The organism is Burkholderia sp. BCC1985 (assembly GCF_905339915.1).
Lineage (GTDB): Bacteria > Pseudomonadota > Gammaproteobacteria > Burkholderiales > Burkholderiaceae > Burkholderia.
The window spans coordinates 47,237-59,647 of sequence record NZ_CAJPGY010000042.1; the positions used below are offsets into that span (position 1 = coordinate 47,237).

The following is a 12,411-nucleotide window of genomic DNA, read 5'->3' on the forward strand; positions in this document are numbered from 1 at the left end:
AGCGCGGAACGATGGAAAACCTGACGGAAGACATGAAGACGTGGTTCGAGATTTACATGCTCCAGAACCGCTACATCGGCCACCTCGACAACGACCGGCTCGAACGCTGGCCGGAAATGTTCACCGAGGACTGCACGTACGAGATCGTGCCGAAGGAGAACGCGGATCTCGGGCTGCCGGTCGGGATCGTCCACTGCACGAACCAGCGGATGCTGCGCGACCGCGTGGTGTCGCTGCGGCACGCGAACATCTTCGAAGAGCACACGTACCGGCACATGACGTCGGGCCTCACGGTCGTCGCCGAACGCGACGGCGAGATCGACACCGAGAGCAACTACGTGGTCGTGCAGACGCGCAGCAACGGCGAATCGAACGTGTACCAGGCCGGCAAGTATTACGACACGGTCGTGCGCACGCCCGACGGGCTGCGCTACAAGACCAAGCGCGTGATCTACGACACGTCGCGCGTGCAGACGCTGCTCGCCACCCCGATCTGACCGATCCGACAGCCAAGGAAACGACATGACCGAAGCAACGCTCGCCGAATGGCACCCGCTGGGCACATTCGACGAATTCTCCGAAGACGAACCGGCGGCGCGCGTCGCCGGCCAGAAGCCGATCGCGGTGTTCCGGATCGGCGACGAACTGTTCGCGATGCATGACCTCTGTTCGCATGGTCACGCGCGCTTGTCCGAAGGCTATGTGGAAGACGGCTGCGTCGAATGCCCGCTGCACCAGGGGCTGATCGACATTCGCACGGGTGCGCCGAAATGCGCGCCGATCACCGAGCCGGTGCGGACCTATCCGATCCGGATCGTCGACGGGCAGGTGGAAGTCAATGTCGGCTGACCCGTTCGTGATCGTCGGCGCCGGCCACGCCGCGCGGCGCACGGCCGAGGCGCTGCGCGCGCGCGACGCCGACGCACGCATCGTGATGATCGGCGCGGAGCGCGAGCTGCCGTACGATCGGCCCGCGCTGTCGAAGGACGCGCTGCTGACGGACGGCGGCGAGCAGCGCGCGTTCATCCGCGACGCCGCGTGGTACGACACGCAGCGCATCGAGTTGCGGCTCGGCTCGCGCGTCGACGCGATCGACCGCGCCGCGCAGCGTGTACGGCTCGATAACGATGCGACGGTGCCGTACACGCGGCTCGTGCTCGCGACCGGTTCGCGCGTGCGTGCGTTCGGCGGGCCGGTCGACGAAGGCGTCGTCCCGCATTACGTGCGCACCGTGGCCGACGCGCGTGCGTTGCGCGCGCGACTCGCGCCGGGGCGTCGCGTGGCGGTGCTCGGCGGCGGCTTCATCGGCCTCGAAGTGGCGGCCGCGGCGCGCCAGCTCGGTTGCGACGTGACGGTGATCGACCCGGCTGCGCGCTTGCTGCAGCGTGCGTTGCCGGAAGTCGTCGGCGCGTATGCGCGGCAACTGCATGACGCGCGCGGCGTGCTTTTCCAGATGGCGACGCTGCCGCGCGCGATTCGCCGCGCACCGGGCGGCGGCGCGATCGTCGAGACCGACCGCGGCGACGTGCCGGCCGATATCGTGGTCGTCGGGATCGGCGTCGTGCCCAATGTCGAGCTCGCGCAGGCGGCCGGCCTCGAGGTCGACAACGGGATCCGTGTCGATGCGGGATGCCGGACGGCCGATCGCGCGATCTTCGCCGCCGGCGAGGTGACGATGCACTTCAATCCGCTGCTCGGGCGTCACGTACGGATCGAGTCGTGGCAGGTCGCGGAAAACCAGCCGGCCGTCGCGGCCGCGAACCTGCTCGGCGCGGACGAAACCTATGCCGAGCTGCCGTGGCTGTGGTCCGATCAGTACGACTGCAACCTGCAGATGCTCGGGCTGTTCGGCAGCGAGCGGACGACCGTCGTGCGCGGCGATCCCGCGAGCGGGCCGTTCACGGTGTTCGGGCTGGGCGACGACGGGAAGATCGTCGCGGTGGCCGCGGCGAACCTGGGGCGCGACATCGGCGCGTCGCGTCGGTTGATTGCGGCGGGCGCGGTGCCCGATCCGGCGAAGCTAGCCGATCCGGCGGTGAACCTGAAGACGTTTCTCTGAGGCAACGCGCGAACGTGGCCGGGGCGGCCGTGTTCGCGTCGGATCGCTTGAACGCCGCAGGAAACCCGTTCGGGACAACATTCCCGGCGCGCGCGATGCGCACGGGTTTGTCGCGGGCCGGCGATCGGTGCATATTAGCGGCATTGCCGCTTCACCGGTCGCCCATGACGACAGACAAAGCCCTCGAACTGAAACGCAGCAAGCGCCGCGCGCTATGGCTGCTGCTGGCCGCCGTCGCGGTATTCGTCACGACGATCCTGCTGCCGCGCGGCCCGTGGGTCGACGGCTTCAAGGCGGTGGCCGAGGCTGCGATGGTCGGCGCGCTCGCCGACTGGTTCGCGGTCGTCGCGCTGTTCCGCCGCGTGCCGATCCCGTTCGTGTCGCGCCACACCGAAATCATCCCGAAGAACAAGGACAAGATCGCCGACAACCTCGCGGTGTTCGTGCGCGAGAAATTCCTCGGCCCCGACGCGCTCGCCGCGCAGATCCGCCAGCACGATCCCGCGCAGAAGCTCGGCGCATGGCTCGGCGAGCCCGCGAACACCGACGCGCTCGGCGGCTACGTGACGAAGCTGATGAGCTTCGCGCTCGACATGACCGACGACGCGCGGATCCAGTCGTTCGTCCACGACGCGTTCCGTGCGGTGATCGACCGGATCGACCTGTCGCAGTCGGCCGGCGCGATCCTCGACACGCTGACGAAGGACGGCCGCCACCAGGCGCTGCTCGACGATGCGATCGAACAGGTGGTCGACGTGCTCGACAAGGAGGAGAACCGCGAGGTGATCGCGGGTTTCATCGTCGAATGGCTGAAGACGCAATACCCGAAGATCGAGAAGATCATGCCGACGCAGTGGTTCGGCGAGAACGGTGCGCGCATGCTGGCGAGCGCGGTGAGCCGCGTGCTCGAGGGCGTGGCGGCCGATCCCGAACACGAGCTGCGGCAGCGCTTCGACCGCACGGTCGTGCGGCTGACCGAGCGGCTGAAGCACGACCCGGCGTTCATCGCGAAGGGCGACGAGATCAAGCGCTACATCCGCGATGGTGACGCGTTCAACGACTACGTGCGCGATCTGTGGGATCAGTTGCGCGCATGGCTGAAGGCCGATCTCGCACGGCCCGATTCGACGCTGCACCGGCAGGCCGCGACGCTCGGCGGCTGGCTCGGCGCGCGGCTCGCGGAGAGCCCGACGCTGCGCGCGTCGCTGAACGAGCACATCGAGAAGGCCGTGCACGAGATGGCGCCGGATTTCGCGGATTTCCTGATGCGTCACATCCGCGACACGGTGCGCAACTGGGATGCGCGCGAGATGTCGCGGCAGATCGAGCTGAACATCGGCAAGGACCTGCAGTACATCCGCATCAACGGCACGCTGGTCGGCGGGCTGATCGGGCTCGGGCTGTATCTGGTGTCGCTGGTGCCGCGCTGGGCCGCGGGGTGGCTGCATTGATGCGGCCCCGAGCGTCGAGCATGTGGCGCGGCATCGTGTGCCGCCGCATCACGCGTGCGCCTTCGCGCCGTGCAGTTGGAGGCCGAGCGCCTTGATCACCTTCAGGATCGTGCCGAAGCTCGGATTGCCGTCGTGCGACAGCGCCTTGTACAGCCCTTCGCGCGACAGGCCCGCGTCGCGCGCGACCTGCGACATGCCGCGCGCGCGGGCGATCACGCCGAGCGCATGCGCGATGAAGGCCGGGTCGTCGCCGGCTTCCTGCAGGCAGGCCTCGAAGTAGTCGGCCATGTCGTCGTCGGTCTTCAGGTGTTCGGCCGAATCCCACGGCCGGGTCTTGATCTTGTCCATCGGTTACTCCAGGTCGAGCCGCTCGAGCATCGCATGGGCGGCGCGGATGTCCGCCTGTTGCGTCGACTTGTCGCCGCCGCAGAGCAGGATCACCCATATCGTTCCGCGCCTGACGTAGTAGACGCGATAACCGGGGCCGTGGTCGATACGCATTTCGACGACGGGCGCGCCGGCGGATTTCCAGTCGCCCGGATTGCCCATCGACAGGCGGTCGATGCGGGCCTGGATGCGCCGCTTGGCGACGCGATCCTGCAGGCCGGCAAACCACGCGTCGAAGACATCGGTGGTCCGGATACTGAACGTAGGGGCACTGTAGGGCATGGATCTCGGTATGTCAACCATGGTTCACAGGTTCGTTGAATGAAATTGGCTTGCCCCCAACGATAGGGCCGCGCGCGCCGCTTGAGGTCGAATTGGCCGTCAGGCCGACCCTTTCGCGCGGCCGGACCCGGCTATTCGGCCGAAGTCGGAATTCCGCGAATCCGTCTACAATCAAAAACGTCCTTGCCGCCCGCGCGTGCTTGCCGCGCGCGGGTGAATCCGTTTGTCCTCCCGCCCAGGGAGGCGCCGTCGTGCGTTGCACACGTTGCTCCGCACGGCGGGCAGTGCCGTGGTTTGTGTCCAGTAGGTAAAGCGTCCGCGTGCCGTAGGCCGGCGCGCGTTCTGAACGTCGCGCGCCCGTAGGCCGGGCAGGCGGCATCAACCGAGAGTCCCCCATGAAAGCATCGGATCTGTTCGTGAAGGCGCTGGAAGCCGAAGGCGTCGAGTACGTGTTCGGCATTCCCGGCGAGGAAAACCTCGATCTGCTCGAATCGCTGCGGCGATCGAAGATCAAGCTCGTGCTGACCCGGCACGAGCAGGCGGCCGGGTTCATGGCCGCCACCTACGGCCGCCTGACGGGCCGCACCGGCGTGTGTCTCGCGACGCTCGGGCCGGGCGCGACCAACTTCGTGACGGCCGCCGCGTATGCGCAGCTCGGCGGCATGCCGATGCTGATGATCACCGGGCAGAAGCCGATCAAGTCCAGCAAGCAGGGCCACTTCCAGATCGTCGACGTCGTCGACATGATGCAGCCGCTCACGAAGTTCACGCGGCAGATCGTGTCGATCGGCAACATTCCGTCGGCGGTGCGCGAGGCGTTCCGCCGCGCGGAGGAGGAGCGTCCGGGCGCCGCGCACCTCGAACTGCCGGAAGACATCGCGCACGAGGAGGGCGACGGCAAGCCGATTCCGCGCAGCTACAGCCGGCGGCCGGTGGCGGAGGAGAAGGCGGTCGCGCACGCGGTCGACGCGATCCAGGCCGCGCGTCACCCGCTGCTGATGATCGGCGCGGGCGGCAACCGCAAGACGACCTGCAAGATGCTGCTCGAATTCGTCGACAAGACGGGCATCCCGTTCTTCACGACGCAGATGGGCAAGGGCGTGATCGACGAAACGCATCCGCTGTGGCTCGGCAACGCGACGCTGTCCGACGGCGACTTCGTGCATCGCGCGATCGAGCACGCGGACTGCATCATCAACGTCGGCCACGACGTGATCGAGAAGCCGCCGTTCTTCATGCGCACGGACGACAAGACCGTGATCCACGTGAACTTCCTCGGCGCGCAGGTCGATCCCGTCTACTTCCCGCAGATCGAAGTGGTCGGCGACATCGCGAACGCGGTGTGGCAGATGAAGGAAGCGGTGACGCCGCAATCGCACTGGGATTTCGAGCGCTTCAAGATGATCAAGGCGCATTTCGACGCGCACCTCGAGAAGGGCCAGCACGATCCGCGCTTCCCGATGTACCCGGTGCGGATCGTGAACGACCTGTACAACGCGCTGCCGGTCGACGGGATCGTCTGTCTCGACAACGGGATGTACAAGATCTGGTTCGCGCGCTACTGGCGCGCGCACGAACCGAACTCGCTGCTGCTCGACAACGCGCTCGCGTCGATGGGCGCCGGCCTGCCGTCGGCGATCGCGACGAAGATCGTGCATCCGCAGCGCAAGGTGATCGCCGTCTGCGGCGACGGCGGCTTCATGATGAATTCGCAGGAACTCGAAACGGCCGTGCGGCTGAAGCTCGACATCGTCGTGATGATCCTGCGCGACGATGCGTTCGGGATGATCCGCTGGAAGCAGGAAAACATGAACTTCCCCGATTTCGCGATGACGCTGAAGAACCCCGATTTCGTGTCGTATGCGCAGAGCTACGGCGCGCACGGGCATCGCGTCGAAGCGGCCGACGATCTCGAGCCGCTGCTGCGCGACTGCTTCGCGACGCCGGGCGTGCACGTGATCGACGTGCCGATCGACTATTCGGACAACGAGCGCGTGCTCAACCGCGAAATCAAGCGCCTGTCGGCGCAACTCTGAATCCGCCGTTCACCGGAAGGAGCGCTCCATGCTGAAGGATACCTATCCGTACTATCTGGCCAACGAGGCCGTCTACGCGAACACCGATCTGGAAGTCACCGACAAGTTCAGCGGCAAGGTCGCGACGCGCGTCGCGCTGGCCGACGCGAAGGCGATCGATGCGGCCATCGGCGCGGCGGTCGACGCCGCGAAGCCGATGCGCGAGTTGCCGGCCTACAAGCGGCAGGCGGTGCTCGACCACTGTGTCGCGCGCTTTCGCGAGCGCTTCGACGAGCTGGCCGAGGCGTTGTGCATCGAGGCCGGCAAGCCGATCAACGATTCGAAGGGCGAAGTGACGCGGCTGATCGATACGTTCCGCGTCGCGTCCGAGGAGTCGGTGCGCATCGACGGCGAAGTGATCAACCTCGAGATCTCGGCCCGCGCGCAAGGCTACACCGGCTATACGCGGCGTGTGCCGATCGGCCCGTGCTCGTTCATCTCGCCATTCAACTTCCCGTTGAACCTCGCCGCGCACAAGGTCGCACCGGCGCTGGCCGCAGGCTGTCCGTTCGTGCTGAAACCGGCGAGCCGCACGCCGATCGGCGCGCTGATCATCGGCGAGGTGCTCGCCGAAACCGACCTGCCGAAGGGCGCATTCTCGGTGTTGCCCGCGCATCGCGACGGCGCGGACCTGTTCACGACCGACGAGCGCTTCAGGCTGCTGTCGTTTACGGGCTCGCCCGCCGTGGGCTGGGCGCTGAAGGAGAAGGCCGGCAAGAAGAAAGTCGTGCTGGAGCTCGGCGGCAACGCGGCGGCGATCGTCGACGCGGACCAGCGCGACCAGCTCGACTACGTGGTCGAGCGTCTCGCGTTCGGCGCGTATTACCAGTCGGGCCAGAGCTGTATCGGCGTGCAGCGGATCCTCGTGCATGCGGACCTGTACGACGCGCTGCGCGACAAGCTGGTCGCGAAGACGCGTTCGCTGAAGATGGGCGATCCTAAGGATCCATCGACGTTCGTCGGCCCGATGATCTCGGAATCCGAATCGCGCCGCCTGTCGGGCTGGATGGATGCGGCCGTCGCGGCGGGCGCGAAGATTGTCGCGGGCGGCAAGGTCGACGGCGCGATGTTCGAGGCGACGCTGCTGGAAAACGTCGGCCGCGAACAGGACCTCTACCGGAAGGAGGCATTCGGTCCGGTCGCGATCCTCGAGAAGTTCGAGCGCTTCGACGATGCGCTCGCGCGCGTCAACGACAGCGACTTCGGGCTGCAGGCCGGCGTGTTCACCGATTCGCTCGCGCATGCGCAGCGCGCATGGGACGAGCTGGAGGTGGGCGGCGTCGTGATCAACGACGTGCCGTCGTTCCGCGTCGACAACATGCCGTATGGCGGCGTGAAGGATTCGGGGCTCGGCCGCGAAGGAATCCGCTACGCGATCGAGGACATGACCGAGCCGCGCCTGATGGTCGTGCGGCGCCGCTAGCCGCGACGGGCGCCGCATGACGGCACGCGGGCGGGCGCATCGCGCCGGCCCGCGTGCCGTTTTCGTTTCGGCGCACACCGACGGATCGCGGCGATGTCCGCCGTGCGCCATCGTCGCGGCAGCGCGTGCCGCGCCGGCCGAGCGCGCTCGACTGCACGCATCGCATCGTGATGTAATCGCGCGAAATGGCCAACCGGGGTACGACACCGGCTGGCGTGCGCATTCATTCCTCACGAGGTCGATTCATGTCCCCCGTCTCGGCATTCAAGCTGGTTCTGTTGTCATTCCTCGCGATCGTCGCGCTCGAATACATCGCCAAGCGGTTGCGGTTGCCGCCAGCGGCCGCGCTGCTGATCGGCGGCATCGGCATCGCGTTCATTCCCGGCCTGCCGCCGATCAACCTCGATCCGGAGCTCGTGCTGCTCGTGTTCTTGCCGCCGCTGCTGATGGACGGCGCGTATTTCACCGTGTGGGAAGAGTTCAAGCGCAATGTGGGCGGCATCCTGCTGCTCGCGATCGGCGCGGTGGTGTTCACGACGTTCGCGGTCGGCTTCGCCGTGCACTGGGTCGTGCCGTCGCTGCCGTGGGCCGCGTGCTTCGCGCTCGGCGCGATCGTGTCGCCGCCCGATGCGGTGGCCGCGAAGGCGGTGCTCGAACGCGTCGCGCTGCCGCGCCGTCTGATGGTGCTGCTCGAAGGGGAGAGCCTGCTGAACGACGCGGCGGGCCTGGTGCTGTTCCGCTTCGCGGTCGCCGCCGCGCTGACGGGCGCGTTCAGCCTCGAGCACGCGGTCGTGCGTTTCGCGGAACTCGGGCTCGGCGGCGTCGTGGTCGGCTTCCTGGTCGGCAAGCTCGTCGTGTGGTTCCTGAAGCTGCTCGACGACGACTACCTGGTGGTCACCGTCGCGGTGATCGCCGGCTGGATCGCATACATCGCGGGCGAGATGGCCGAGGTGTCGGGCGTGATCGCGACGGTCACGACCGGCATGATCGTCGGCTGGCATCAGCACGAGGTGTTCTCGGCGGCCGTGCGCACGCGCGGCACCGCGTTCTGGCAGGTCATCGTGTTCCTGCTCGAAGCGCTGGTGTTCGTGCTGATCGGGCTGTCGCTGCGCGGCGCGATCCACCGGCTCGGCGGCTTCGAGCAGGTGCTCGCCACGATGATGCCGGCCGTGCTCGCGGTGCTGGCGGCCGTGATCGTATCGCGCTTCGTGTGGATCTATGCCGTCGAGGTGCTGAAGTGGCCGGTGCGCGGGATCGTGCGGCGCGGCGGCGCGCCCGACTGGAAGGCCGCGACGGTCATGAGCTGGGCCGGCATGCGCGGGGTCGTGACGCTGGCGATCGCGCTGTCGTTGCCGGAGGCGCTGCCGGGCCGCGACGTGATCCTGGTCGCGTCGTTCGCGGTGATCCTCGTCACCGTGCTGCTGCAGGGCACGACCATCGGCCCGCTGATCCGGCTGCTGCGCCTGCCGCAACGCGAAGAGCGCGCCGCGCATCACCTGACCGAGCCGCAGACGTGGGCGCATATCGAGGCAGCGCAGCTCGCGGCGATCCAGCCGCTGGTGCGCGACGACAGCGGCAACGTGATTCATCCGCGCCTGCTGGAGCAATACACGTATCGTGCGGAGCTGACCGAGCGGGCGAAGAACGAGCCCGAATATCCGGCGGAGGTCCGCGTCGCGCACTACGACGTCGTGCTGGCCGCGATCAAGGCCGGGCGCGCGGAGCTGCTGCGCCTGCATCGTACGGGCCGCATTCACGACGAGATGCTGCACGTGGTCGAGCGCGATCTCGACCTGCAGGAAGTGTCCGCGCAGCACGCGCGCGGGTAACCGGCCGCGCGGCCGGGCGTGAGCGCACGGCCGCCTTGCTGCGCCACCGGCGCCGGCCGGCGGCGTTCGATGCGTGCCGCGTCGCGGCCGATCCGGTTGCGGCGCGTGCTTTTCTCCTCTCCACCTTCCCCATTCCGTCGCATCGAAATCCGGTCCCGATCCGTTCGACGGGCGGCCTTGCAGCGCATGCAAACCTCATGGCGGCGGCTTCGCAAACGTTGTCGTCTTTCGCGCCAGGAAATGATCTGATTTATCTGAATTCCGCTCTCTCATCATATTTGGCAAAACTAAACCGGAAGGAGATAGATGCTGTGTTCTAATTTCATTTAGAATCAGCCGGTTATCTTTATTGAGAGAAAGCGCGCGGAGGTAATGCGACCGTCGTCGGGGTGAATTCGACGTTCGGATCCCCGCGAGGCAATGCCGACAGGCCAGATCGGCAACACAGGCGGATTTCTCTGCCGCCATGTTTTAAGATGGCGTCCAAGTCGGATAAACAACTCCTATGAAAGAATCAATTGGAGATTTGGCGTTTGAAACGGTATTTATGAAAGAATCCAGCGGTGAAAATGCGCCGGATTGTCTCGAATCGGGGCTATCGGTTCTGCTCGTCGACGATCAGCCGTTCGTCGGCGAGGTGATCCGTCGCGCGCTGCGCAGCGAGCACGATATCGACCTGCATGTGTGCACCGACGCACACCGGGCGATGGCGGTCGCGCGCGACGTGAAGCCGACGGTCATCCTGCAGGATCTCGTGATGCCGGACATCGACGGCCTCGACCTCGTTCGCGCGTGGCGCGCGAACGCCGACACCGCACGCGTGCCGATCATCGTGCTGTCGGCGAAGGAAGAGCCGATCGTCAAGCGCGAGGCATTCATCGCCGGCGCGAACGACTATCTCGTGAAGCTCCCGGACGCGATGGAGCTGACCGCGCGCATCCGCTATCACTCGAATTCGTACCTGATGTCGCGGCAGCGCGACGAAGCGCTGGATTTCCTGTCGCACGACATGCGCTCGCCGCAGACCTCGATTCTCGCGCTGCTCGAGGTTTACCGGACCGAGCACGGCGACATGCCGGCGATCATGGAGCGCATTGCCGGCCACGCCCGGCGCGCGCTCGCGCTCGCCGACGGCTTCATCCACCTGACCCGCGCGCAGTCGGAACGCCGCGCGCACGAGGTCCTGAGCCTCAACGAGATCGTGCTCGACGCGGTCGACCAGCTGTGGGAGAAGGCGGCCGGATTCGGCAGCCGGGTCGTTGCCCACGTGCCCGGCACCGAGTGCGTGACGATGGGCGACCGCATGATGCTCACGCGCGCGGTCGCGAACCTGATCGACAACGCGCTGAAGTACGGCCCGGCCGGTACGGACGTGCATTGCACGCTGAGCGACGACGACGGTGCGTGGCTGATCGGCGTCGAGGACACCGGCTCCGGCATCGCGCCCGAGCAGCGCACGGCCGCGACCGAGTCGTTCGTGCGGCTCGAATCCGCGCATGGCGCGGCGCGCGGCGGCTTCGGCCTCGGGCTTGCGTTCGTCCGCGCGACGGCCGCGCGGCATCGCGGCCAGATCCTGATGCGCAATACGGCGCGCGGCTTCATGGTCGCGCTTCGGCTGCCGGCACAAGCGGAGCGATGATTTCGCGGCGCGGCCCGCCGGTGCCGCGTTGCCCGCAGACCCCGATGCGCTCGTGGCGCGCCGTCCGGCGCGCAGGCGGGCGCGGATTTTTTCAACGCTGATTTTAGAAAGCCCATAACGAACATGGCCACCGTGACGCCCCGCGCGACCAATGAAAGCCTGCACACGACGAGCGGCGCCGCCCGGCTGACGCTCGGCAACCGTATCCTGATCAGCTTCGGCGTGCTGTTCGTGCTGATGCTGGTGATGGCCGGCGTGTCCTACGAGCGCCTGCGCGCGATCAACAGCGAAGCCGTCAGCATCGAACGCGATTCGCTGCCCGGCGTCTATCTCGCGGCGTCGCTGCGCGGCGCGGTCAACGAATCGTTCACGGCGCTGCAGCAGGCGACGTTCGTCGACACCGATCCCGAACTCGTGCAGCGCGATTTCGCGAAGATCGGCGAGGCGCTCAAGGAGGTCGAGTCGTTGTCGGTCGACTACCAGAACACGACGTTCCGCGATGACGACCGCCAGCGCTTCGCGACGTTTCGAGGCGCCTTCGACCGCTACCTGCCGCTGCTGAACGACGCGGTGCAGAAGAGCCGCGTGTCGCGCGAAGAGGCCGTCGCCGCCTATGCGAAGGTGCAGCCTTCATGGGCCGAGGTCGTGCGCAACGCGAATATCCTGGTGCAGGAGAACCGCAAGTTCGCCGACCAGTCCGCGAAGCTGATCCGCGAATCCGTGCAGGACACCGAGGTCGTGCTCGCGACCGCGCTGGCGATCGTGCTGCTGTCCGCGCTGGGGCTGGGCTACGGGCTGTACCGTTCCGTCACCGTGCCGATGACGCGGCTCGTCGAGGTGCACGACGTGATGCGTACCGGCAACCTGACGCGCCGCCTCGACCTGCGCCGCCGCGATGAATTCGGCACGCTCGAGACGGGCTTCAACCGGATGGCCGACGAGCTGACCGAACTGGTCGCGCGCGCGCAGCAGTCGTCGCTGCAGGTGACGACGTCGGTCGCCGAAATCGCGGCGACGTCGCGCGAGCAGCAGGCGACCGCGAACGAAACCGCGGCGACGACGACCGAGATCGGTGCGACGTCGCGCGAAATTTTCGCGACGTCGCGCGACCTGCTGCGCACGATGAACGAGGTGGCCGGCGTGGCCGAGCAGTCGGCGACGCTCGCGGGCGTGAGCCAGAGCGGCCTCACGCGGATGGGCGAGACCATGCGCAGCGTGATGGACGCGGCCGGTTCGGTGAACGCGAAGCTCGCGATCCTCAACGAG

The 12,411-nt window shown here is 67.1% G+C and carries 11 protein-coding genes; 9 read left to right on the plus strand and 2 right to left on the minus strand.

Annotation, left to right across the window (positions count from 1 at the left end; all coding sequences use genetic code 11):
* Window positions 1-11: 11 nt before the first annotated feature.
* From andAd to U4Z31_RS30110, 4 genes are all read left to right on the plus strand, one after another.
* Window positions 12-497, plus strand: coding sequence for an anthranilate 1,2-dioxygenase small subunit AndAd (andAd, locus tag U4Z31_RS30095; RefSeq protein ID WP_321812216.1), 486 nt, complete (start codon window positions 12-14; stop codon window positions 495-497).
* Between the two features lie 25 nt (window positions 498-522).
* On the plus strand, window positions 523-849 hold the full coding sequence (gene andAb, locus U4Z31_RS30100) for an anthranilate 1,2-dioxygenase ferredoxin subunit AndAb (protein ID WP_044847551.1): 327 nt from the start codon (window positions 523-525) through the stop codon (window positions 847-849).
* Window positions 839-2,059 carry an anthranilate 1,2-dioxygenase system ferredoxin--NAD(+) reductase gene (andAa, locus tag U4Z31_RS30105; protein ID WP_321812217.1) on the plus strand — a complete coding sequence of 407 codons (1,221 nt, stop codon included), beginning with the start codon at window positions 839-841 and terminating at the stop codon, window positions 2,057-2,059. The genes andAb and andAa overlap by 11 nt, the downstream gene beginning before the upstream one ends.
* A 164-nt stretch (window positions 2,060-2,223) precedes the next feature.
* Window positions 2,224-3,510: a DUF445 domain-containing protein gene (locus U4Z31_RS30110; RefSeq protein WP_321812218.1), complete on the plus strand. Its 1,287-nt coding sequence runs from the start codon at window positions 2,224-2,226 to the stop codon at window positions 3,508-3,510.
* Window positions 3,511-3,558: 48 nt separating this feature from the next.
* Here U4Z31_RS30110 and U4Z31_RS30115 read toward each other — a convergent pair whose 3' ends face one another.
* Window positions 3,559-3,858, minus strand: a complete 300-nt coding sequence (locus tag U4Z31_RS30115; RefSeq protein ID WP_006750245.1) for an addiction module antidote protein — start codon at window positions 3,856-3,858, stop codon at window positions 3,559-3,561.
* Between the two features lie 3 nt (window positions 3,859-3,861).
* Window positions 3,862-4,179, minus strand: a complete 318-nt coding sequence (locus U4Z31_RS30120) for a type II toxin-antitoxin system RelE/ParE family toxin (RefSeq protein WP_321812224.1) — start codon at window positions 4,177-4,179, stop codon at window positions 3,862-3,864.
* 395 nt (window positions 4,180-4,574) lie between these two features.
* Here U4Z31_RS30120 and U4Z31_RS30125 point away from each other — a divergent pair, with 395 nt between their 5' ends.
* The 5 genes from U4Z31_RS30125 to U4Z31_RS30145 form a co-directional block, all read left to right on the plus strand.
* Window positions 4,575-6,215, plus strand: coding sequence for an acetolactate synthase large subunit (locus tag U4Z31_RS30125; RefSeq protein WP_321812219.1), 1,641 nt, complete (start codon window positions 4,575-4,577; stop codon window positions 6,213-6,215).
* A gap of 28 nt (window positions 6,216-6,243) precedes the next feature.
* The gene (locus U4Z31_RS30130; protein WP_257770668.1) at window positions 6,244-7,677 is read left to right on the plus strand and encodes an aldehyde dehydrogenase family protein; all 1,434 of its coding nucleotides are present in this window, start codon (window positions 6,244-6,246) and stop codon (window positions 7,675-7,677) included.
* 245 nt (window positions 7,678-7,922) lie between these two features.
* Window positions 7,923-9,506 (plus strand): Na+/H+ antiporter, encoded by a 1,584-nt coding sequence (locus U4Z31_RS30135; RefSeq protein WP_321812220.1) that lies wholly within the window; start codon window positions 7,923-7,925, stop codon window positions 9,504-9,506.
* A 505-nt stretch (window positions 9,507-10,011) separates the two neighbouring features.
* The gene (locus tag U4Z31_RS30140) at window positions 10,012-11,145 is read left to right on the plus strand and encodes a hybrid sensor histidine kinase/response regulator (RefSeq protein ID WP_321812221.1); all 1,134 of its coding nucleotides are present in this window, start codon (window positions 10,012-10,014) and stop codon (window positions 11,143-11,145) included.
* A 123-nt stretch (window positions 11,146-11,268) separates the two neighbouring features.
* Window positions 11,269-12,411 (plus strand): methyl-accepting chemotaxis protein (locus U4Z31_RS30145; RefSeq protein WP_321812222.1); only part of this gene is annotated, 1,143 nt, incomplete at its 3' end.

Excerpts from the sequence above, each read along its gene's own strand:
- U4Z31_RS30130 (WP_257770668.1), top strand. The coding sequence starts at position 6,244 with ATGCTGAAGGATACCTATCCGTACTATCTGGCCAACGAGGCCGTCTAC.
- U4Z31_RS30110 (WP_321812218.1), top strand. The coding sequence starts at position 2,224 with ATGACGACAGACAAAGCCCTCGAACTGAAACGCAGCAAGCGCCGCGCG.
- U4Z31_RS30120 (WP_321812224.1), bottom strand. The coding sequence starts at position 4,179 with ATGCCCTACAGTGCCCCTACGTTCAGTATCCGGACCACCGATGTCTTC.
- U4Z31_RS30140 (WP_321812221.1), top strand. The coding sequence starts at position 10,012 with ATGAAAGAATCAATTGGAGATTTGGCGTTTGAAACGGTATTTATGAAA.
- andAb (WP_044847551.1), top strand. The coding sequence starts at position 523 with ATGACCGAAGCAACGCTCGCCGAATGGCACCCGCTGGGCACATTCGAC.
- U4Z31_RS30115 (WP_006750245.1), bottom strand. The coding sequence starts at position 3,858 with ATGGACAAGATCAAGACCCGGCCGTGGGATTCGGCCGAACACCTGAAG.
- andAa (WP_321812217.1), top strand. The coding sequence starts at position 839 with ATGTCGGCTGACCCGTTCGTGATCGTCGGCGCCGGCCACGCCGCGCGG.
- U4Z31_RS30125 (WP_321812219.1), top strand. The coding sequence starts at position 4,575 with ATGAAAGCATCGGATCTGTTCGTGAAGGCGCTGGAAGCCGAAGGCGTC.
- andAd (WP_321812216.1), top strand. The coding sequence starts at position 12 with ATGGAAAACCTGACGGAAGACATGAAGACGTGGTTCGAGATTTACATG.
- U4Z31_RS30135 (WP_321812220.1), top strand. The coding sequence starts at position 7,923 with ATGTCCCCCGTCTCGGCATTCAAGCTGGTTCTGTTGTCATTCCTCGCG.